17 protein-coding genes are annotated in these 22423 nt (G+C 60.8%); 10 read left to right on the top strand and 7 right to left on the bottom strand.

All coding sequences use genetic code 11. From position 1 onward, the window contains the following. Nucleotides 1-15: 15 nt before the first annotated feature. Nucleotides 16-918 carry a LysR family transcriptional regulator gene (locus tag RGR602_RS14765; protein WP_039845729.1) on the bottom strand — a complete coding sequence of 301 codons (903 nt, stop codon included), beginning with the start codon at nt 916-918 and terminating at the stop codon, nt 16-18. Between the two features lie 122 nt (nt 919-1040). Here RGR602_RS14765 and RGR602_RS14760 point away from each other — a divergent pair, with 122 nt between their 5' ends. Then, complete coding sequence (locus RGR602_RS14760; RefSeq protein WP_039845728.1) at nt 1041-1781, top strand: SDR family oxidoreductase; 741 nt, start codon at nt 1041-1043, stop codon at nt 1779-1781. A 254-nt stretch (nt 1782-2035) separates the two neighbouring features. On the opposite strand, the gene RGR602_RS14755 is transcribed toward RGR602_RS14760, so the two are convergent. Beyond that, nucleotides 2036-2947 carry a LysR family transcriptional regulator gene (locus RGR602_RS14755; protein ID WP_039845727.1) on the bottom strand — a complete coding sequence of 304 codons (912 nt, stop codon included), beginning with the start codon at nt 2945-2947 and terminating at the stop codon, nt 2036-2038. 165 nt (nt 2948-3112) lie between these two features. On the opposite strand from RGR602_RS14755, the gene RGR602_RS14750 reads away from it, so the two are divergent. The 5 genes from RGR602_RS14750 (at nt 3113) to RGR602_RS14730 (ending at nt 12513) form a co-directional block, all read left to right on the top strand. Then, nucleotides 3113-3937: an alpha/beta hydrolase fold domain-containing protein gene (locus RGR602_RS14750; protein WP_039845726.1), complete on the top strand. Its 825-nt coding sequence runs from the start codon at nt 3113-3115 to the stop codon at nt 3935-3937. Between the two features lie 47 nt (nt 3938-3984). Beyond that, nucleotides 3985-5172, top strand: coding sequence for an efflux RND transporter periplasmic adaptor subunit (locus RGR602_RS14745; protein ID WP_039845725.1), 1188 nt, complete (start codon nt 3985-3987; stop codon nt 5170-5172). Between the two features lie 231 nt (nt 5173-5403). Beyond that, complete coding sequence (locus RGR602_RS14740) at nt 5404-8601, top strand: efflux RND transporter permease subunit (protein ID WP_039845724.1); 3198 nt, start codon at nt 5404-5406, stop codon at nt 8599-8601. 150 nt (nt 8602-8751) lie between these two features. Then, entirely contained in the window at nt 8752-10536 is a 1785-nt protein-coding gene (locus tag RGR602_RS14735; protein WP_039845723.1) for an IlvD/Edd family dehydratase, read from the top strand. Between the two features lie 129 nt (nt 10537-10665). Then, the gene (locus tag RGR602_RS14730; RefSeq protein ID WP_052451572.1) at nt 10666-12513 is read left to right on the top strand and encodes a putative bifunctional diguanylate cyclase/phosphodiesterase; all 1848 of its coding nucleotides are present in this window, start codon (nt 10666-10668) and stop codon (nt 12511-12513) included. Here the strand turns inward: RGR602_RS14730 and RGR602_RS14725 are convergent. The 4 genes from RGR602_RS14725 to RGR602_RS14710 form a co-directional block, all read right to left on the bottom strand. Continuing rightward, a complete protein-coding gene (locus tag RGR602_RS14725; RefSeq protein WP_039845722.1) occupies nt 12461-13477 on the bottom strand; it encodes an NAD-dependent epimerase/dehydratase family protein in 1017 nt (338 codons plus the stop codon). The genes RGR602_RS14730 and RGR602_RS14725 overlap by 53 nt on opposite strands. 9 nt (nt 13478-13486) lie before the next feature. Continuing rightward, nucleotides 13487-14797 (bottom strand): UDP-glucose dehydrogenase family protein, encoded by a 1311-nt coding sequence (locus tag RGR602_RS14720; protein ID WP_039845721.1) that lies wholly within the window; start codon nt 14795-14797, stop codon nt 13487-13489. 95 nt (nt 14798-14892) lie between these two features. Beyond that, on the bottom strand, nt 14893-16320 hold the full coding sequence (locus RGR602_RS14715) for a mannose-1-phosphate guanylyltransferase/mannose-6-phosphate isomerase (RefSeq protein ID WP_039845720.1): 1428 nt from the start codon (nt 16318-16320) through the stop codon (nt 14893-14895). Nucleotides 16321-16353: 33 nt separating this feature from the next. Continuing rightward, complete coding sequence (locus RGR602_RS14710; RefSeq protein ID WP_039845719.1) at nt 16354-17781, bottom strand: phosphomannomutase; 1428 nt, start codon at nt 17779-17781, stop codon at nt 16354-16356. A gap of 154 nt (nt 17782-17935) precedes the next feature. Between RGR602_RS14710 and ung the strand changes: the two genes are divergently transcribed. From ung to RGR602_RS14695, 3 genes are all read left to right on the top strand, one after another. Continuing rightward, complete coding sequence (gene ung / locus RGR602_RS14705) at nt 17936-18637, top strand: uracil-DNA glycosylase (protein ID WP_039845718.1); 702 nt, start codon at nt 17936-17938, stop codon at nt 18635-18637. A gap of 139 nt (nt 18638-18776) precedes the next feature. Further along, a complete protein-coding gene (locus tag RGR602_RS14700; protein WP_039845717.1) occupies nt 18777-19709 on the top strand; it encodes a VOC family protein in 933 nt (310 codons plus the stop codon). A gap of 12 nt (nt 19710-19721) precedes the next feature. Beyond that, on the top strand, nt 19722-20330 hold the full coding sequence (locus RGR602_RS14695; protein ID WP_039845716.1) for an alpha/beta hydrolase: 609 nt from the start codon (nt 19722-19724) through the stop codon (nt 20328-20330). On the opposite strand, the gene RGR602_RS14690 is transcribed toward RGR602_RS14695, so the two are convergent. Next, nucleotides 20331-21179 carry a DUF6030 family protein gene (locus tag RGR602_RS14690; protein ID WP_203226166.1) on the bottom strand — a complete coding sequence of 283 codons (849 nt, stop codon included), beginning with the start codon at nt 21177-21179 and terminating at the stop codon, nt 20331-20333. Nucleotides 21180-21575: 396 nt separating this feature from the next. Here RGR602_RS14690 and RGR602_RS14685 point away from each other — a divergent pair, with 396 nt between their 5' ends. Continuing rightward, entirely contained in the window at nt 21576-22421 is an 846-nt protein-coding gene (locus RGR602_RS14685; protein ID WP_039845714.1) for a GNAT family N-acetyltransferase, read from the top strand. The last annotated feature ends 2 nt before the right edge of the window (nt 22422-22423 follow it).

Here is a 22423-nt window from a genome sequence, read left to right as displayed (position 1 = left end):
GCGCGTCAGATGCGACTACCCGAAACTTGCCCGCTGCTGCCCAAAGAGCTTCACCAGCCAGTCTATGAAGACGCGAACGCGCGGCGAAAGTTGACGATTGCGCGGATAAAGGAGCGAGACCGGCGTCTCGGTCGGCGGGAAGCCTTTCAGGATCTGAACGAGCTCGCCGGAGGCGATGTAGCGTTCGGCATGGTAGCGCGGCACTTGGATGATGCCCAGTCCGTAGCGTGCCGCCGAATGGAGGCTTTCGGCTGCATTGACCGAGACGATGGCTGGGATCGACATGGTGCGGACCTTTCCGTCGACGATGAATTCGAGCGGCAGCAGCCCGCCGGTGGCGCTGGACCGGAACCCGACCATGCGGTGGCCGTCGAGCTTGTCGGGATGTTCCGGTATGCCGTGGAGTTCGAGATAGGCGGGTGAGGCGAGGGTGATCTCTTCCAGCGTGGCCACGCGGCGGGCGATCATGTCGCTATCTTGCGGCACGCCCACGCGCAACACGCAATCGATGCCTTCACGGACGAGATCGACCAGACGATCGCCTTCGCTCATGTAAAATTCGATATCCGGATAGGTCTCCAGGAAGGATGGCAGGCTCGGCAGCACGAAATGCCTGGCAAGCGTGCCGTGCACATCGACCCGCAACATGCCCTTCGGTTTGGCGCCGACAAAGGCGCCTTCGGCCTCCTCGATGTCGGCGAGGATCGAAAGGCAGCGCTGGTAATAGGCCTCGCCGTCGAGCGTCGGGCTGACATGGCGGGTGGTGCGCTGGAGCAGCTGCACGCCCAGGCGCGCTTCCAACTGCTTGACGGCATCGGTCACCGTCGAGCGGGGCAGGCCCGTATCCTCGGCCGCGAGCGTGAAGCTGCGGAGTTCCACGATGCGGCAAAAGACCCGCATGGCATCAAATCGGTCCATGGTATTTGTTCGCATTCGTCGGATAGTGATGCCGAAGAATGCATGATTATCCGCACGATGGAAAGTATCATCTTCTCCTCATCGAAACGCGCTGCGGCGCAAGGAACTGAAGGAGAAGGAAAATGGCCAGCAATGACAGCAAGGTCGCGCTTGTCACGGGTGCATCCCGCAGTATCGGTGCCGCCATTGCCCAACGTCTTGCCAAGGATGGCTTTACCGTCGTCATCAACTATTCCGGCAATGCCGCTCCCGCCGAAGAACTGGCCCAGAAAATCGAGCAGGCCGGCGGCAGGGCGCTGACGGCTAAGGCCGATGTCAGCGACCCCGAAGCGGTGCGCCAGATGTTCGATGGTGCGCAAGCAGCCTTCGGCGGTATCGACGTTCTCGTCAACAATGCCGGCATCATGATGCTGTCTTCAATCGCCGATGCCGACGATGCCAACTTCGACCGCCAGGTCAGCGTCAACCTGAAGGGTACGTTCAACACGCTTCGGGAAGCCGGTAAGCGCCTGCGCAACGGCGGCCGGATCATCAACCTCTCGACCAGTGTCGTCGGCGTGAAGCTCGAAACCTACGGCGTCTATGCCGCCACCAAGGCGGCGGTGGAAATGTTGACGGCGATCATGTCGAAGGAAATGCGCGGACGGAACATCACGGTCAACGCGGTCGCTCCCGGTCCGACCGCTACCGATCTCTTCCTCAATGGCAAGTCAGACGAACTCGTCGCCCGCATGGCGAAGATGAACCCGCTCGAACGCCTCGGTAGCCCGGAAGACATCGCCGCTGCCGTTTCCTTCCTCGCTGGTGCGGATGGCTCCTGGATCAACGGACAGGTCCTGCGCGCCAATGGCGGCATGGTCTAATCCCATGACATGGTTTGCGGCTCGGTGGCGGCATTGTTCCGTTTTTCTGAACGGTGATGCGCGAAGTTTGCGCCTTACATTCGCTCCGGATGCAATTATATTCCTTGGCAAGGCGCCAACGGAAATCCCCATTCCGGCGCCAAGCCTCCAATAGCCCGCCGCATTATTTCCCTGGTGATGCGGCGGGCCTGATTCGAAGTTGATCCGATCGCGGCCCGTCGAAGATTTTTCTGCCTTCCGGGCCGCTTCCGTTTTCAAGCGTCGTTGAGCTTGGCGTCGGCAAGCAGCTTGACCATCCAGTCCACAAAAACGCGTACCTTGTTGCTCAGGTGCCGGTTCGGCGGGTAGACTACGTAGAGAGGCAGCGGATCGCGCTTCCATTCCGGCAGAACCTGGACGAGCTCGCCTCTCGCAAGCGCGCTGCGGGCCATGAAACGGAGCGTCTGGCCGACGCCGAGGCCGGTGGTGAGGGCGCTCATGAAGGTTCTGCCGTCATTCACCGAAACGATATATCTCGGATTTACCTCGAACGCTTCGTTGCCATTCTTGAATTCGAACGGGATTGTGCGGCCGGTCTGTGCGCGGAAATAGCTGATGCCGTAATGGCTGCTTTCAAGCTCTTGCGGGTGCGCGGGCATGCCGAATTTCTCGATGTACCGGGGCGATGCGCAGGTGACCATTTCGATTTCGGATACACGTCTTGCGATCAACGATTGGTCGGCGAGGGTGCCGGCACGAAGGGCGCAGTCGACGTTTTCTGCAAGGTAGTCCACGGTGCGGTCGCTGACACCGAGATCAATGCGGATATCGGGATATTTGAGGTAGAAATCGCAAAGTGCTGGCACGACGATGGTGTCGGCAAAAGCGCCTGCCATTTCAACGCGTAAGCGACCGCTTGGAAGGCTTTGGGAGTTGGAAAGACTGCCGTCGAGCTCTTCAAGTTCGGAAACGATCTGCGAGGCGCGTTCGTAATATAGTGCGCCGTCCGTCGTCACCATGACGCGCCGCGTCGTACGGTTGAGAAGCTTGGTGCGCAGATGCGCTTCCAAGCCCTGGATGAGATTGGTGATTGTCGCTTTGGGCATTGCGAGCGTGTCGGCCGCCCGTGTAAAGTTGCCCGTCTCAACGACGCGTATGAAGGCGCGCATTGCCGAGAGCTGGTCCATCGGAGTTCTCCACAGTTTGCACTGCGATATTATTCGAAAATCGGAACAGTGTAATCATAATACAGCTTCTTATTCCGCGATGTGAATAACAATATCTTTTTTATCAGAATGGCAAGCTGTAGGTGCTTACCACGCGTTATCTTCGATTGAGCGAAAGCCGGACCGATGACGGTGCAGGTGAAAGACATGGTGCTGGAGAAGGTGGGCATTGGCCCCGTTTCCGCGCGCGTCTATCAAGGCGCCGAGTTCGGGAAGGGGGCGCCGATCGTTCTGTTCTTTCACGGCGGCGCCTTCCTGGAATCGGGCATTCAGGCCGGCATCAAGGCAAGCGCGGTTGCTGAGAGCATGGCGAAAGCCGGTGCGATTGTCGCGATCCCCGACTACAACGCGCCGCTCGGTAACGTCTTTCCAAAGCCGCTGGAAGTCGGCTATTCCCTTTTTTCCTATCTTGCCAACAAGCGCGCCTCTGGCATTGGCGATCGCAACTCGCTGCTTCTGATCGCTGGCGAAGAGGCTGGCGGCAATATTGCGGCGGGCGTAGCGCTGAAGGCACGCGATCACTATGCCGACGCCCTCGACGGCCAGATTCTGATTTCGCCGCTCCTCGATCCGTTCATGGGCACGTCTTCCATCCGCGAGGCTGACGGCATCGGCATGCGCCAGCGCTGGTCGGAAGGATGGAGCCATTATCTCAGCGGCGGCGGCTGTCACCCTTATGCGGCGCCCTGTCTCTGTTCGCGCATTGCCGGCGTTGCGCCGGCGCTGATTTTCACGGCGGAGGACGACCCTCTGCGCGACGAGACCGTCGGTTACGCCGCCCGCCTCAAAGCGGCAGGCGTCGAGGTCCGCCAGCATATCCTCCCCGCCGGGGGAGGCTGGCCATCTATTTACGGCGGGAAAACGGACGGCACCTCGAACTGGCAGGAGAACGTCAGCCGCCAGTTCACAAGTTTCGTTCAGGAGTTAAGCGTTCAACACCAATTGCATTGAAACGAACTGATTATCGTCGGCCGTATAAGGCCGGAAGGAGAGTACCAATGACGTCCAGAAAGAAGCGCTGGGCCCTGGTGGGCGCTGGCATAGGGCTTGTTGCGTCTGTTTCAGCAGCTGCCATCGTTTTTGAATTGCCGATGGGCACGGCTGCAACGGCTGCTTCCGCCCCTGCACAAGCTCCCGCTGTGCCGGTGACGGTTTCCGTCGTCGCAAGCCGTGATGTGACCACCTGGGAAGAGTTCTCGGGCCGTCTCGAAGCGGTCGACCGAGTTCAGCTACGCTCCCGCGTTGCGGGCGCCATCCAGTCAGTCCACTTTCGCGAAGGTGCACTGGTGAAGGCCGGCGACCTGCTCTTCACAATCGATCCGGCCCCTTACCAGGCGGCGGTTTCTCAAGCCGAAGGGCAGGTTGCCTCCGCCGAGGCCAAGGTCAGCCTGGCGCAGATCGAACTTGAGCGTGGCCGCCGGCTTTCGGATAGCCGCACGATCTCGCAGAGCGATATGGACCAGCGCCAGAGCGCCTTTACCGAGGCGCAGGCAGGGCTCCGCACCGCGCAGGCGGCGCTGCAGTCGGCTCAGCTCGATCTCGGCTACACCGAGGTCCGGGCTCCGGTTTCCGGCCGAGTGGGCAAGCTGGAGATCACCGCCGGCAACCTTGTTGCTGCGGGTTCGGCTTCCCCAGCGCTCACGACGCTCGTCTCGATCGATCCGATCTATGCGAGCTTCAACGCCAGCGAAGAGATGGTGACGAAGGCGCTGTCGCAGCTTCCGGCCAATGACAGTGCAGTCCGCGCCCTCGAACAGATCCCGGTCGAGGTCGGCACGCTTGCTGATGAAGGCACGCCGATCAAGGGCAAGCTCCAGCTCGTCGACAACCAGGTCGATGCTGCAAGCGGCACAATCGGAGTCCGCGCCGTGTTCGACAATCCGGGCGGCAAGCTGATCCCCGGCCAGTTCGTGCGCGTCCGAATGGGCCAGCCGAAAGCCGAAAATAAGATTCTCGTCAGCGAGCGTGCGATTGGCACCGACCAGGACAAGAAGTTCGTCTTCGTCGTCGACGGCGAGAACAAGGTCAGCTATCGGCCGGTCCAGCTCGGCAGGGCAAGTGAAGGCCTTCGCGTCATCGAAAGTGGTCTGAACCCGGGCGAGAAGATCGTCGTCAATGGCTTGCAGCGCATCCGTCCAGGTGCGGTGGTCGAGCCGCAGATGGAAGAGAAAGTGGCGGCCAAGTAGGGCCGCCAGAGAAATTCCCCTTCTCCCCGGCGGGGGAGAAGACGTCCGGAGAACGGATGAGGGGTGAGCGACGAAGGGGCGAACGTCTGAGCCAAAAGCAAAGACGACACCTGCCGAGCCTCCCCGTCGTCCGACCCTTCGGGCCACCAACGAAATGATTGACCCGCCGGCGGCACCCCAACCGCCGGAGAAGGGTTTTGCATCCAAGTTCATCCCGGAGAGGGCCTTGAAATGAACATCTCCAGATTCTTTGTGGACCGCCCGGTATTTGCCGGCGTGCTTTCGGTCCTCATCCTCGTAGCCGGTCTGATCGGCCTCAGGGCACTGCCGATTTCCGAATATCCGGAGGTCGTGCCGCCGTCGATCGTCGTACGTGCCACTTATCCGGGCGCCAATCCGGACGTCATCGCGCAGACGGTTGCGACACCGCTCGAAGAGCAGATCAACGGCGTTGAGGACATGCTCTACATGTCCAGCCAGGCGACCTCCGATGGCGTCATGACGCTGACGGTAACCTTCAAGCTTGGCACCGACCCCGATAAGGCGCAGCAGCTGGTTCAGAACCGTGTTTCGCAGGCCGAACCTCGCCTGCCGAACGAGGTGAAGAGCATCGGCATCACCACCGTCAAGAGCTCTCCCGACCTGATGATGGTCGTCAACCTGATCTCGCCGGACAACCGCTACGATATCACCTATCTGCGCAATTACGGCGTCCTGAACATCAAGGACCGCCTGGCGCGCATCGATGGCGTGGGCCAGGTGCAGGTCTTCGGTTCGGGCGACTATTCGATGCGCGTCTGGATCGATCCGCAAAAGGCCGCCGAACATAATCTCGCTGCCAGCGATATCACCAATGCGATCCGCGAGCAGAACGTTCAGGCCGCTGCCGGCACGATCGGCGCTTCGCCGAGCCTGCCAGGCACTGAGCTGCAGCTGAACGTCAACGCGCAAGGGCGCTTGCAGACGCCGGAGCAGTTCGGCAACATCATCGTCAAGTCGGGCGCCAACGGCGAAATCACCCGCCTTCGCGACGTTGCACGCATCGAACTCGGCGCCGCCGACTATTCGCTGCGCTCGATCCTCGACGGTAAGCCGGCGGTCGCCATCCCGGTCTTCCAGTCTCCGGGCTCCAACGCCATCACCATCTCGGACGAAGTCCAAAAGACGATGGAGGAGCTGAAGATCGCAATGCCGGACGGGGTCAGCTACGAGATCGTCTATGACACGACGAAATTCGTCCGTTCGTCGATCGAGAAGGTCGTCGACACGCTGCTTGAAGCCATCGCTCTTGTCGTTCTCGTGGTCATCTTGTTCCTGCAGACGTGGCGTGCCTCGATCATCCCGCTAATCGCCGTCCCGGTATCGATCATAGGTACTTTCGCGGTGATGTACGTCTTCGGCTTTTCGATCAACGCACTCAGCCTCTTCGGCCTGGTGCTGGCGATCGGTATCGTGGTGGATGATGCGATCGTCGTCGTCGAAAACGTCGAGCGTAACATCGAGAATGGCCTCAGCCCGCGCGATGCGACCTACAAGGCCATGAAGGAAGTTTCCGGCCCGATCATCGCAATCGCACTGGTGCTCGTCGCCGTTTTCGTGCCGCTCGCCTTCATCAGCGGCCTGTCAGGGCAGTTCTATCGCCAGTTCGCGCTGACGATCGCGATCTCGACAGTTATCTCGGCCTTCAACTCGTTGACCCTGTCTCCGGCGCTGGCAGCGCTCCTGCTTAAGGGCCACCACGCCAAGCGTGACTGGCTGACGCGCGGCATGGACTTCATCTTCGGCTGGTTCTTCCGCGGCTTCAATCGCGTTTTTGGTGCAGGTTCGAAAGCCTACGGCAAGGGTGTCGGCGGCCTGCTGTCGCGCAAGAGCATCGTCATGGTCATCTACCTGGCGCTGGCTGGCGCGACCTATGGCCTCTTCAACGCCGTTCCGGGCGGTTTCGTGCCGGCACAGGACAAGCAGTATCTGATCGGTTTTGCCCAGCTGCCGGATGCCTCTAGCCTTGACCGGACCGAAGACGTCATCAAGCGGATGAGCGATATCGCCATGGCCGAGCCCGGCGTTGCCCACGCAATCGCCTTTCCGGGCCTGTCGATCAACGGCTTCACCAACTCTTCAAATGCCGGCATCGTCTTTGTGACGCTGAAGGATTTTGAGGAGCGCAAGTCGCCGGCACTTTCCGGCGGTGCGATCGCCATGTCCTTGAACCAGAAGTTCGGGGCGATCCAGGATGCCTTCATCGCCATGTTCCCGCCGCCGCCGGTCAATGGCCTCGGCACGACGGGCGGCTTCAAGATGCAGCTCGAAGACCGCGCCGGTCTCGGCTACCAGGCGCTCGACGAGGCCAACAAGGCAATGATCGCCAAGGCCCACCAGGCGCCTGAGCTGACCGGCATCTTCTCTGCTTACCAGATCAACGTTCCGCAGCTCTTTGCTGACCTCGATCGCGCGAAGGCCGAACAGCTCGGTGTCTCGGTGACCGATGTCTTCGAAACGCTGCAGATCTATCTGGGTTCGCTCTATGTCAACGACTTCAATGCTTTCGGCCGCACCTACAGCGTCCGGGTGCAGGCCGATGCGAAGTTCCGCGCTCAGGCGGACGATATCGGCCAGTTGAAGGTTCGTTCGGCATCGGGCCAGATGATCCCGCTGTCGGCGTTGCTGAAGGTCAGCCCGACGACCGGGCCGGAGCGGACCAACCGTTATAACGGTTTCCTCTCCGCCGATATCAACGGCGGTCCTGCTCCGGGCTTCTCCTCCGGCCAAGCGCAGGCCGCGATCGAGAAAATCGCCAACGAGACGCTGCCGAAGGGCATCAGCTTCGAGTGGACGGATCTGACCTATCAGCAGATCCTGGCAGGCAATTCCGGCGTGATCATCTTCCCGCTGGCGCTGCTCCTCGTCTTCCTCGTGCTAGCTGCCCAGTATGAAAGCCTGACCCTGCCGCTTGCGATCATCATGATCGTGCCGATGGGCGTGCTGGCCGCCTTGACGGGCGTCTGGCTGACGGGCGGAGATAACAACATCTTCACGCAGATTGGCCTCGTGGTTCTTGTCGGTCTTTCGGCGAAGAACGCGATCCTGATCGTCGAATTCGCCCGTGAACTGGAGTTCGAAGGCCGTACGCCGGTCCAGGCGGCGATCGAGGCAAGCCGTCTGCGTCTTCGCCCGATCCTGATGACCTCCTTGGCCTTCATCATGGGTGTCGTGCCGCTGGTCGTCTCCACCGGTGCCGGTGCGGAAATGCGCGCCGCCATGGGTGTCGCGGTCTTTGCCGGCATGATCGGCGTGACTTTCTTCGGCATCTTCATGACGCCGGTCTTCTATGTGCTACTCCGCAAGCTGACGGGCAACCGTCCGCTGGTGCAGCACAACGACAATCGTCCGCCGTCGGAAGAGGCCGCCATTCGCGTCGCAGCGGAGTAAGCGAAAACATCATCAAATCAAGAGGCGGGACATCCGGTCCCGCCTTTTTTATTTGCATGGAGGCGTCGCGGGTTTATGTCTTGATGAACGTACATCGGATGGACGGAGCCATTCGGAAAGATATGCCGACTGGCCGTTCTGGAGGAAAGAATGAACGACTACAAGCCGCCGAAGCGTCGCCTGCGTTCGCAGGACTGGTTCGATAATCCTGACCATATTGACATGACGGCGCTCTATCTGGAGCGCTTCATGAACTACGGCATCACACCGGAAGAGTTGCGCTGCGGCAAACCAATCATCGGGATTGCCCAGAGCGGCAGCGATCTTACGCCCTGCAACAGGGTGCATGTCGAACTTGCCAAGCGGGTGCGCGACGGTATCCGCGATGCCGGCGGCATCCCGATCGAGTTCCCGACGCATCCGATCTTCGAAAACTGCAAGCGTCCGACGGCCGCACTCGACCGCAATCTCGCCTATCTCGGGCTCGTCGAAATTCTCTACGGCTATCCGCTCGATGGCGTCGTGCTGACCACCGGCTGCGACAAGACCACGCCTTCGGCGATCATGGCGGCTTCCACCGTCGATATTCCCGCCATTGTACTTTCAGGCGGGCCGATGCTTGATGGGTGGCACGAGGGCGAACTGGCGGGATCCGGAACTGTGATCTGGCGCATGCGGCGCAAATACGGTGCCGGCGAAATCGACCGCGAAGAGTTCCTTCAGGCCGCGCTCGATTCCGCACCATCCGTCGGCCACTGCAATACGATGGGCACCGCTTCGACGATGAATGCGCTTGCCGAAGCACTTGGCCTGTCGCTGACGGGTTGTGGCGCCATACCGGCAGCTTACCGCGAGCGCGGCCAGATGGCATACCGCACCGGGCGCCGTGCCGTCGAGATCGTGTTCGAAGACCTGAAGCCGTCGGATATCCTGACGCGCGAGGCTTTCCTCAACGCCATCCGCACCAATTCGGCGATCGGTGGTTCGACCAATGCGCAACCGCATCTGGCGGCCATGGCGAAGCATGCCGGTGTCGAGCTGCACCCCGACGACTGGCAGGTCCATGGCTTCGATATCCCGCTGCTTGCCAACGTCCAGCCGGCAGGCGCCTATCTCGGCGAGCGCTATCACCGGGCAGGCGGCACGCCTGCGGTCATGTGGGAACTGCTGCAGGCCGGAAAGCTCGACGGCAACTGTCGGACCGTCACCGGCAAGACGTTGGCGGAAAACCTGGAAGGCCGGCAGGCAAGCGACCGTGAGGTCATCCGGCCGTTTGCACAACCCCTCAAGGAGCGGGCTGGCTTCCTCGTACTCAAAGGCAATCTCTTCGATTTCGCGATCATGAAGATGAGCGTGGTCTCCGACGATTTCCGCAGACGATACCTGCAGGAGCCTGGACGTGAGGGCATATTCGAGGGCAAATCGGTCGTCTTCGACGGTTCCGAGGACTATCACAGGCGCATCAATGACCCGTCGCTCGATATAGACGAGAATACCATCCTCGTCATCCGCGGGGCAGGGCCGATCGGTTGGCCAGGTTCAGCCGAAGTCGTCAATATGCAACCGCCGGACCATCTCTTGAAACGCGGCATCAGCAGCCTGCCGACGATCGGCGATGGCCGACAATCCGGTACGGCGGACAGTCCTTCGATCCTCAATGCCTCGCCGGAAAGTGCCGCCGGCGGCGGTCTCGCCTGGCTTCGCACCGGTGACATCATCCGCATCGATTTCAATCTGGGTCGCTGCGACATGCTGGTCGACGACGCCGAGATCGAACGCCGGAAAGGAAAAGGTATCCCGCCCGTGCCGCCGGACGCGACGCCATGGCAGCGTATCTACCGCCGGTCGGTCAGTCAGCTTTCGGAAGGGGCTGTGCTTGAAGGGGCGGCAGACTTCCGGCAGATTGCAAGGATTCCACCGCGCCACAATCATTAGGCGAATGTTTCCTAGGGAGTAAGGAAGGTACTCCCAATAGCCAGCTCGGCAATCCATAAAAGGCTTCGTTAATGTGGGCTTGAGACAGTATTATGATTTCTCGCATCTGCTTAAGTCTGAGACACCGAATTGCCGAAAAGGACACCGACCCGGTCGGAACAGGAATTCCAGGATCTGTTAAGGCGCCTCGAGCTTGCGCTCGATGCGTCGCAGATCGGCGTTTGGGAGCACGATGTGCGCACCAACCAGATCGTCTGGGATGCGCAAATGCACCGGCTCTATCAAACGGGCGAGACCATGCGCGTCCTTCCCACATCGTTCTGGTTTGACGCCGTTCATCAGGAAGACCGGCAACGCGCAGTGCAGGAATTCGACGAGGCGATCGCCCGGCGTGGCGCCTATAATTCCGAATTCCGTATTATCCTGCCGAACGGCGAAATCCGGCATTTGCGCTCGCGGGCGCATTTCTACGTCAGCGAGGAAGGTGCCCCCTCATTCATCGGCGCCGAGTGGGACGTCACGGCCGATGTCATGCTGAACGCGGAGCTGAAGCGTCAGCGGCAGGTCGCCGAAGCGCGGGCAAGGGCGCTCGAGGAAAGTAACGCACGGATCGAGTATGCTGCCGAACATGACTATCTGACCGGGCTGCCCAACCGCCGCCTGTTCGACAGGCGGTTTGTCGAACTGCATGCCGACAAGTCGATCTCGACGCTTGCGATCCTTCACCTTGGTCTCGACCAGTTCAAGCAGATCAACGATAGCTACGGCCACGCCGCAGGCGACGCCGTTCTGCGTGCGGCCGCGCTGCGGATGACGGCCGCCGTTTCTGGAAACAGCCTCGTCGCCCGCGTTGGCGGCGATGAATTCGTCATTCTGCTGTGGAATTTCGCAGGTGTCGAAGAGCTCACGCGCATTGCCGCGGATGTCCAGCAGCGGCTGCGAAAGAAGATCCGGTTCGGCCAGGAATTGCTGCAGTCCGGTACCTCGATCGGGATATCATGGAGTGCCGGCCGGCGGACACGCAAACTGTTCACCGAGTCCGATCTTGCGCTCTATCAGGCGAAGAAACTTGGCCTGAACCGCATCGAATTCTTTACCCGGCAGTTGCGGGAGGACCTGCTCGGCAAACGGCGTCTCGCCGAGGAGCTGAAGCGCGGGCTGGAGCGCGGAGAGATTGTTCCTCATTACCAAGTGCAGTTCGACGCCAAGACGCGGTCGATTTCCGGCCTTGAAGCGCTTGCCCGCTGGATTCATCCCGAAAGGGGGGTGCTGTCGCCGGCCGTCTTCTTGAAGGCCGCGGATGAGAATGGGCTGTCGGCGGATATCGACGCGGCAATTCTGAAAATGGCGCTGGAGGATCGCCGGCATTGGCAGGATCGGGGTGCCGCCGTTCCGCGCATAGCGGTCAATATTTCGAGCGCGCGGCTGTTCGATCCGGCGCTGCTCGACAGCCTGCAGGCGCTCAAGGTTCCTCCGGGCGAATTCTCTTTCGAACTGGTGGAGACGATCTTTCTCGACGATCCCGATGACAAGCTGCTGAGCAACATCGATCAGATCAAGCAGATGGGCATCGATATCGAGATCGATGATTTTGGTTCGGGGCACGCCTCGTTGATCGGGTTGGCAAGGCTGCGCCCGAAATGCCTGAAACTCGACCGGCAACTGGTGACTGACATCGTCGAATCCGAGGAGCAGCGCTGTGTCGTCAGCTCGATCATCGACATCGCCAAGGCGCTCAACGTCGGCGTGATCGCTGAAGGCGTTGAAACGGAGGGCCATGCCGAAGCGCTGACGCAGCTCGGCTGCGACATGCTGCAGGGGTACGCGCTCGGCTATCCGATGCCGGCTGCGGAGATCGGCAAGTTCATTTCGCCGGCCGGCCGGACCCCGGCCAGATCAGGCGCGGACAGCCGGGTGTTGGCGGTTACGGCTCCAGCTCCCGGCGGGCTTCCAGATACCATTCGACAAAGGCCCTGACGCCGGTTTCAAGCTTCGTATCGGGTTTGTAACCCGTCAGGGCGACAAGCAGGTCCGGGCTGGCGAAGGTGCGCGGCACGTCGCCCTTCTGCATCGGCAGCATTTTGCGCTCAGCCGGCTGGCCGAGCGCTTTTTCCACTGTCTTCACGAAGTCCATCAGGCTGACCGGCTGACCGCCGCCGATATTGACGACGCGAAACGGCGCTTGGCGGGACAAGGTCTCGACCTTGTCGTCGGCGATGCGGTTTTCTTCCGAAGGCATAATCGCCGAAAGCCGCACGATCGCCTCGACGAGATCGTCGATATAGGTGAAATCGCGGCTCATCTTGCCTTCGCCGTAGATTTCGATCGGCTGGTTTTCCAGCATGTTCTTTACGAACTTGAAGAGCGCCATGTCTGGGCGGCCCCAGGGACCATAGACGGTGAAGAAGCGGAAGGCGGTGGTTGGCAGCTTGTAGAGATGCGCATGGCTGTGCGCCATCAGCTCCATCGACTTCTTGGTCGCGGCATAGACCGTCAGGGGCTCGTCGGCCCTGTCGGTCTCATGGAAGGGAACGCAAGCGTTCGCGCCATAGATCGAAGAGGTCGAGGCCAGCATCAGATGCTGCACATTGTGGCGCTCGGCAGTTTCCAGAATATTCCAGGAGCCTTCGACGTTCGAGCTCAGGTAGGCGCGCGGGTTTTCAAGACTGTAGCGGACGCCGGCCTGGGCCGCGAGGTGGATCAGGATGTCCGGCTTTGCCTGACCGACCGCATCTTCGAGCGCCTTTTCATCCTCAAGCATGGCGACCACCGGCTTGAAGGCCGGGAACTGCGCCAGAGCCGCATGCCGCATATGCTTGAGCTTGACGTTGTAATAGGGCGTCAGGCCGTCGAAACCGGTAACCCGATGCCCATCCTGCAACAAGCGCCGCGCGAGATGAAAGCCGATGAAGCCTGCGGTGCCTGTTATGAAGTAGTGCATTTTCTATCTCTACTCGGTCTTCTTGCCGACGGCAAAGTGGCTGAAGCCGTGGCGCGTGATTTCGGCGACGGGATAGATATTGCGCAGGTCCACGACGACGGGGTTCTTCATCGTGGTCTTCAGGCGCTTGAAGTCGAGCGCACGGAATTCATCCCATTCGGTAACGAGCACGATGGCATCGGCGCTCTCGGCAATCTCGTAGGGGTCATTGCCGTAGGTCACCGGCCCGAGCATTTCCTTGGCCGCTTGCATGCCTTCCGGGTCGTAGACGTGAACCGTGGCGCCGCCGTCGAGCAAGGCCTGGATGATGGTGATCGACGGCGCATCGCGCATGTCGTCGGTGTTCGGCTTGAAGGTCAGGCCGAGGACGGCGATCTTCTTGCCGCGCACGCTGCCGTCGCAGGCGGCGATCACCTTACGCCCCATGGCGCGCTTGCGGTTGTCGTTGATTGCAACCGTCGTTTCGATGAGGCGCATCGGGCTGTCATAGTCCTGCGCGGTCTTGACGAGCGCCAGCGTGTCCTTCGGAAAGCACGAGCCGCCATAGCCGGGGCCGGCATGCAGGAACTTGTCGCCGATGCGCTTGTCCATGCCGATGCCCTTGGCAACCTTTTGCACATCCGCACCGATCTGCTCGCAAAGGTCGGCGATCTCGTTGATGAAGGTAATCTTCATGGCGAGGAAGGCGTTTGCGGCGTACTTGATCAGTTCCGACGTGCGGCGCTCGCAGAAATAAAGCGGTGCCTCGTTGAGGTAGAGCGGCCGGTAGACTTCGCGCATGACTTCCGTCGCGCGCGGGTCTTCGGTGCCGATGACGATGCGGTCGGGGCGCTTGAAGTCGGTGATGGCGGCACCTTCGCGCAGGAATTCCGGGTTCGAGACGACGGCGATGTCCTTGCCGGGGAATTCTTCGCGGAAGATGCGCTCGATCTCGTCGCCGGTGCCGACGGGAACGGTGGACTTCGTGACGACGACCGTGAAGCCGCTGACGGCTGCGGCAATCTCGCGCGCGGCGGCATAGACGTAACTCAAGTCGGCATGGCCGTCGCCGCGCCGCGACGGAGTGCCGACCGCGATGAAGACGACATCGGCGTCTCCAACCGGTGCAGCGAGATCCTTGGAGAAATCCAGGCGGCCGGCGCTGCGGTTGTGCTCGATGATGGCATCGAGGCCCGGCTCGAAGATCGGCACTTCGCCGCGTTCAAGGGCGTCGATCTTCGCTTCGGATTTATCGACGCAGGTGATGTGGTGGCCGAAATCTGCAAGGCAGGCGCCGGAGACGAGACCGACATAACCCGAACCAATCATAACAATGCGCATGGGATAACCTTCATCAAAAACGATCGCGGCCTGCCGGCGGCAAAACGCGATCGTGTTACAGGCGCACCGTTATAAATTCAAGACAGCCCCACTTCTCAGCTGCGCCCAAACTCGTCGACGATGCGGATGATATCGTCCTCGCCGAGGTAGGAGCCGGTCTGCACTTCGATCAGTTCGAGCAAGATCTTGCCCGGGTTTGCGAGGCGGTGCACCTCGCCGAGCGGGATATAGACGGACTCGTTTTCCCGCAGCATCTGCACATTCTCGCCGATCGTCACCTCGGCCGTGCCCTTGACGACGATCCAATGTTCCGAGCGGTGGTGATGCTTCTGCAGCGAGAGCTTCTTGCCGGGTGTGACGAAGATGCGCTTCACCTGGAAACGGTCGCCGTTGAAGATCGAGGTATAGCCGCCCCACGGCCGGTACGAGGTCGGATGGGTCTCCGTCAGTTTCGACGTCGCGGGCAGGGCGGCGAGCGTCTTGACGAGGTCGCCGACGCTCTGGCTGTCCTTGAGCTTGCCGACATAGACGGCATCTTCACTGGCGATCACCGCGACATCCTCCATCCCCTGGACGGCAAGATGCACGCCGTGGCTCATCACCAGCGAGTTGCGGCTGTTAACAAGCGTCGTATTGGCGGTTGCGACATTGCCGTTCGGGTCGCGCGTCCCGGTTTTCCAGACGGAATCCCAGCTGCCGAGATCCGACCACTTGAAGGGCGAGGGCACGACAGCGGCATTGGCCGTCTTTTCCATGATCGCATAGTCGATCGAGATGCTGGGGGCCTTCGCAAAGGATTGGGGGTCGAGACGCGTGAAGTCGAGATCGCGCGTGGCCTTCGCAACAGCCTCACCGGCGGCGGCGACGACATCCGGCGCATAGTTGCGCATTTCCGCCAGCAGCGCCCCCACCTGGAACATGAACATGCCGGAGTTCCAGTAGAAGCCGCCGGCAGCCACCATCTCCTTTGCCTTGTCCAAGGGCGGCTTTTCGATGAAGCGCTTCACGGTCTGTGCGCCGGCCGAAAGGTCCTCGCCGCCTTCGATATAGCCGTAGCCGGTTGCCGGTTCGGTCGGATTGATGCCGAAGGTCACGAGCTTGCCGCTGGCGGCTGTTTCGCGCGCGGCGCGGACGCTGTCGAAATAACTCTGATCGGCGACGATCTCATAGTCAGAGCCGAGCACGTGCATGATCACGTCCTTGCCGAAAAGGTCGGCGATGAGGGCGGCAGCGGCGGCAACGGCGGGTGCGGTGTTGCGGGCAACCGGCTCCAGCAGGATCGCCTTCAGCGCGTGATCGAGTTCGCGGGCCTGTTCGGCCACGAGGAAGCGGAATTCCTCGTTGGTCAGCACGACCGGGGCTTCGTAGAGGGCTGGATCGGAGACGCGGGCGAGCGTTTCCTGAAACAGCGTCTTGTCACCAATGAACTGGATGAACTGCTTGGGGGCTGCAGCGCGCGACAGCGGCCACAGGCGCGTGCCCTTGCCTCCTGCCATGATCACGGGAACAATTTTTTGCGTCATCGGGTGCGTTTCCTCAAAATCTTCTGTCTTTGATCAGTTCTGTCCGGCCCACTGCCTGATCCGGCTCAGTCCGGCTTCAAGCAACTGGCTTGCGGCGTGTTCGGTTTCAGCTTCGACGTAGCAGCGCATCTCCGGCGCGTTGCCCGAGGGGCGAAAGTGGATGATGCGCCTGTCGGCCAGCGTGACGCGCAGGCCGTCGATGTCGCTTTGCGCGCAGGGGCTTCCAATCGGCTTCAGGAAATCCGCCAGGTTTTCCGGTAAGGCGCGCAGGTAAGCCATCAATTTTGCGCTGGTCTCGACGGGGAAGTTCTCCAGCCGATCGGCCGCGGCGATCGGGAGATTGTAGGAAGCGGCAATGACCGACAGCGGCTTCTTTTGCGCCGCTGCCAGCGCAAGGACTGCCAGGATCGGCAAAAAGCAGTCGCGTGTCGGCAGTGCCTCAAGCGTCCTGCCATTGACGGCGAAATTTGAACCGGTCAGCAGGCCGCCATTGGCCTCGAAGCCCATCACGCGGTCCTTGCCTGCGAGGATCGCCTCCTGCATGCCGGCGATGACGAAGGGCGAGCCGACGCGCGTGCGGGTGACGGCAAAGGCGCCGGCCGCTTCGATGCCGGAGTTGGAGGTGACAGGCGTGACCACGGTCCCGGCATTCAGCAAATTCGCAGTGATCAGCCCCAGCAAGTCGCCGCGCAGCGGCAGGCCGTTCTCATCCGTCACCAGTGGCCGGTCGCCGTCGCCGTCGGCCGAAACAAGCGCATCAAGTGTCAGGGACTGCGCCCAATCCTTGAGAAGCGCAACGGTCTTTGCCGAAACGGCTTCGGTATCGACCGGGATGAAGGTCTCCGACCGTCCAAGCGCGATGGCTTCGGCGCCGTAATGCGACAAGAGCTGCACCAACATGTCGCGGGCAACGCTGCTATGCTGATAGACGCCGATCCTTCGGCCGGAAAGGGCATTTTTGGAGAGAATGCCGGCGTTGCGGGCCATGAAGGCTCTAGCGCAGTCGCCGGACCGGTCCTCGACCTTCGCTTCTCCCGCCATTGGCTCTGCAGGCAGGGAGTTCTCGAGCTTGACTGCAAGATCAAAAATCGCGGCTTCGTCCGCCTTGTCGATCTCGCCATCAGGTCGGTAGAATTTGATGCCGTTGCGGTCGGCCGGGATGTGCGAGCCGGTGATCATCAGGCTCGCGGCCTTGTTGCGGGATCCATAAAATGCCAGCGCTGGTGTCGGGACGGTGCCGCAGTCGGCGACCCTGAAGCCAAGCGCGGTCAGCGCGAGAGCGCATGTCGCGCCGATTGCAGGGCTGGAATCACGAAAATCGCGGCCGAGCATGACGAGGTCGCCCGTCTGCGCGTGCCCGCTCTCAAGAAGATATTGTCCGAACGCTGTCGCGTAGACCACCGACGCCCTGCCTTTCAGATCGGCGGAAAGGCCGCGCAGGCCGCTTGTTCCAAATTTCATGCGTGTTAAGCCCTTGCTGAAGCTTGCTTTCCTGCGCGATTATCACCAGTCTAACGATACTTCGTAAATTTTGGCCGCGATAGGTGACTAAAATATTGCGCGCATCCCTTTTCAAGGCAAATCTATCCCCCCTTCGGTGGAACGAGGACTATCGATGAGCGAACAGACCATCGCGCTCGAAGAGAGCTGGAAGGCGGCACTTGCGACCGAATTTACCAGTCCCTACATGCAGCAGCTCAAGGATTTCCTGCTGGTGCAGAAGCAAAGCGGCAAGCGCATCTTCCCCAAAGGGGCGGAGTATTTTCGCGCGCTTGATCTTACCCCGCTTGCAAAGGTGAAGGTCATCATTCTGGGGCAGGATCCCTATCACGGCCTCGGACAGGCGCATGGGCTCTGCTTCAGCGTTCGCCCAGGCGTGCGCATTCCGCCGTCGCTGGTCAATATCTACAAGGAGATGGAAACCGATCTCGGCATTAAGCCGCCGCGGCATGGCTTCCTGGAGCATTGGGCCCGCCAGGGCGTGCTGTTGCTGAACAGCGTTCTGACCGTCGAGGAGGCGCAGGCCGCGTCGCATCAGGGCAAGGGCTGGGAGCGTTTCACCGATGCGGTGATCCGCAAGGTCAACGAGGAACGCGACGCCGTCGTCTTCATGCTCTGGGGTTCCTACGCGCAGCGGAAGGCAGCCTTTGTCGATAGCAACCGTCATCTCGTCCTCAAGGCGCCGCATCCGTCGCCGCTTTCGGCGCATAACGGCTTTTTCGGATGTCGGCATTTTTCGAAGGCAAACGCTTTCCTGCAGTCTCACGGCCGCGCGCCCGTCGACTGGGAGTTGCCCGCCAATCCGCAGGATGCCTAGAGTTTTCTGAACACCCTCGGACCGGTGTTCAATAAAAGGAGACAATGCGTTTTGGTCTCCGGGGCTATTCCAAATCGCTCCAAGCGATCATCTATGACCCATCAAGGCTCGCCGTTGCGGGCAAGAAAGGGGTCTCGACATGCTCAACCAGATCAAGGGCCTGCACCACGTCACATCGATGGCGGAGGACGCCCGTACAAATAACCAGTTCTTCACAAACGCGCTCGGCCTGCGCCGCGTCAAGAAGACGGTGAACTTCGATGCGCCTGACGTCTATCATCTCTATTATGGCGACGAGACCGGTTCGCCGGGTTCGATCATGACTTATTTCCCGTTTCCCAAGATGGCGAATGGCCGTCCAGGCACCGGCGAAGTCGGTACGACCGTTTTCTCCGTTCCAGAGGGCTCGCTCGGCTTTTGGAGCGACCGTCTCACCAAGCTCGGCGTCAGCGGTCTCAAGGCGGACGAGAGCTTCGGCCAAAAGCGACTGCACTTTGCGGGTCCTGATGGTGACGGTTTCGCGCTTGTTGAGGTCAGGGACGATGGCCGCCAGCCCTGGACGCATGGCGGCATCGGCGAGGATCACGCCATCCGTGGCTTCCACTCCGTCGCCATGCGCCTTCGCGATGAGGGCGCAACGTCAGAACTCTTGAAATTCATGGGCTATGAGGTTCAAGACGAGAAGGATGGCGTGAAGCGGCTGGTGATGCCAGGCGGCAACGGCGCGCATCTGGTCGATCTCGAAACGATGCCGAATACCTCCCGTGCTCTGCCGGGCGCCGGTTCCGTGCACCATGTCGCCTTTGCTGTCGACAACCGCGAAAGGCAGCTCGAGGTGCGCAAGGCACTGATGGATACAGGCTACCAGGTGACGCCGGTCATCGACCGGGATTATTTCTGGGCGATCTATTTCCGCACGCCCGGCGGCATTCTCTTCGAGGTCGCGACCAACGAACCCGGCTTCGACCGGGACGAAGACACGGCTCATCTCGGCGAAGCGCTGAAGCTGCCGCAGCAGCACGCGCATCTGCGGCAACTGATCGAGCAGCACCTGCAACCGCTCGAAGCTTAAAGGGGCAAATCGATGAACGACCACAGCTATGTGCACCGGCTCCATGCCGGTGCACCGGGAAAACCCATCCTCTTTGTGCTGCATGGCACCGGAGGGGACGAAAACCAGTTCTTCGACTTCGCACGGCGGCTTCTGCCCGATGCGACGATCGTCGCTCCCCGGGGGGATGTTTCAGAGCACGGCGCGGCACGCTTTTTCAAGCGCACCGGCGAGGGCGTCTACGACATGGACGATCTTGCCAGGGCCACGCAGAAGTTGGCGTCTTTCGTGAAGGACATGACGGTCGATCACGGCGCGTCGCACATCCTTGGCCTCGGCTTTTCAAACGGTGCGAACATCCTGGCGAATGTCTTGATCGAAAACGGGCTGTTCGATGCGTCGGTGCTCATGCATCCTCTCATTCCGTTTCGGCCGAAGGCCAATCGGGAACTCCAGGGCCGCAAGGTGCTGATTACGGCGGGCGAACGTGATCCGATCTCTCCGGTCGGGCTGACCCAGGCCCTCGCCGGCTATTTCACCGGGCAGGGGGCTGCGACCGAGACCGAGTGGCATCCGGGCGGACATGACATCCGTCCGAACGAGATCGACGCCGTGCGGCGCTTCTTCGAGCCATATTTCTAGCTACCGGAAGATTGGCGGCAGTGCTTCCGAGACCTCATTGTCCGGCGCGGGCATCCAGCGTCCGGTCGAAAAATAGGCCCTCGTCCGCATCTGCGGACCGGGTGCCGCCTTGATCGTCATGATAAAATTGAAGCTGTTCTGGCTGCTGAATTCGCGCGAGAAGACGACGCTTGCGCCAAAAGCTTCCTCTCTGACATCCTTCAGTTCTTCGATCGCGCTCAAGGCATCGTGAAAATCCAGCCAGTGCGACTGTGCGAGCACCGCTTCGAAAACGCGCATGAAAGATGGATCGAGCCGGCCCGCGCTATCGGTCGCCGGCCCGACGATCTTGGCGCGTATGTTGGAAATCGTGCCATTGCGATCTCCGCGAATGATCAGAAACACAGAACTCAGCGGGCGCTCCCCATCGTCCTTGTAGACCTCTTGAAAAGAGCATTCATAGGCGCTGCTGCCCATGGCGGAGGCACGCCATTTGGTCATCTCTATGCCGGCCTTGCGCAACGTTTCGCACATGTCAGGTCCGGACTTCCGCCACGTCCGCAGGAAATTTCCGGCGAACTCGGACTTCGGAATCTCGATCAGCCTCGGCGGGATCTTGACCGGCAGCTGCGGAGCAGGCTTTGCAACCTCTACCGGGTCTAGCGGCGGTGGTTCTGGTTGCTGGACCTGCGGGTTGAGATGGTAGGCCGACAGAGCTGCCAGGCTGCGAAGATGGCGCATGTCGTTGGATAGCAGGACGGTGCCCGCAACGAGCGAGATCGAAAGCGTGAGCATCAGCCACAATGCTGCACGGCGCTTGCGGCGCGGCGGCGGCGTTTTCATATGCAGGCCGGACGGTTGCGTGGCCAAGGCTTTCACTCATTGCAGATGCGCCACTGTAGACAGCATGCTTCAGGTTTGACTTGCAACCTAATTGAGCGCGGAAAGTGCTATATTAGCAAAGAATTCACTTGGTTTGCGCTAGGACAATCCGAAGCGGCCACGCGAACCAATCTGCAGTACCAGCAAAGCGGTGCTGTCATTTACGCTTTGCTGCTTCTGCGAAGTAATTCTCTTGAGATTTCAACGGCGTTGCTTCATGATAATTGTGATGCGAAGATTTTCGTGTCGTGCCTTATGACGATCGATGCAGGTCGTTTCAGCAATGAGCATGTTTCTTCGCGCCCGGCAGCGATGCCGCGGTCCAGACTTTAACGCTTTATTCTGCCCTGCAAGCTGGAGGCAGGATTTGCTTGGGAAGGTTGCATGAGTTCGGAATTTGCGGTTCGCGCGATGCGGCCGGGTGAGTTGGAGCTTGTGCTCGAATGGGCAAGGCAGGAGGGGTGGAATCCAGGACTCGACGATTCGCTCGCTTTCCAGGAAGCCGACCCGTCCGGCTTTTTCATCGGTGCGGTTGGTGAAGTTCCCGTCGGTTCCATCTCGGTGGTGAAATACGGCGAACACTTGGCGTTTCTCGGCCTCTACATCGTCCATCCGGATTTCCGTGGCAAAGGCTACGGCAAGGCGCTCTGGAATGCCGGCATGGCGTCTGCGGCAGACCGCACGATCGGGCTCGACGGCGTCGTCGCTCAGCAGGAGAATTACCGCAAGGCAGGCTTCGAACCTGCCTATACGACGATCCGGTATGGCGGCATTGCGGCGGCGTTGCCGCAGTCCTCGCTCTTAGCGCACCCGGTGTCGGACAAGCTGGACGGTCTGTTCCGTTACGATGCCGCGATTTTCACCGAGCCACGCAATGCATTCGTAGCCGCATGGTGCAAGCGGCGGCGCGGGCGCAAGACGGCGATCGCGCGCAAGAGCGGCAAGATCCGTGGCTACGCCACGATCCGCCGCTGTTACGAAGGCTACAAGATCGGGCCGCTTTTTGCCGCCGATTCCGATACCGCAGCCGCGCTGCTTGCCGAATTGCTGCCGGAGGCTGGCGGCGAGCGGGTGTTCATCGATGTTCCCGCCGAAAACAGGGAAGCGATCGCGCTTACCGAAAGCATGGGGCTCGAACCGGTATTCGAGACGGCGCGCATGTATCGCGGCACGGCACCTGCCATTCCGCTGAGGAACGTCTACGGCGTCACGACGCTGGAACTCGGCTGATC

The organism is Rhizobium gallicum bv. gallicum R602sp (genome assembly GCF_000816845.1).
GTDB classification, from domain to species: domain Bacteria; phylum Pseudomonadota; class Alphaproteobacteria; order Rhizobiales; family Rhizobiaceae; genus Rhizobium; species Rhizobium gallicum.
The sequence above is the reverse complement of the archived record's forward strand: the minus strand, read 5'-3'. Positions and strand labels throughout refer to the sequence as shown.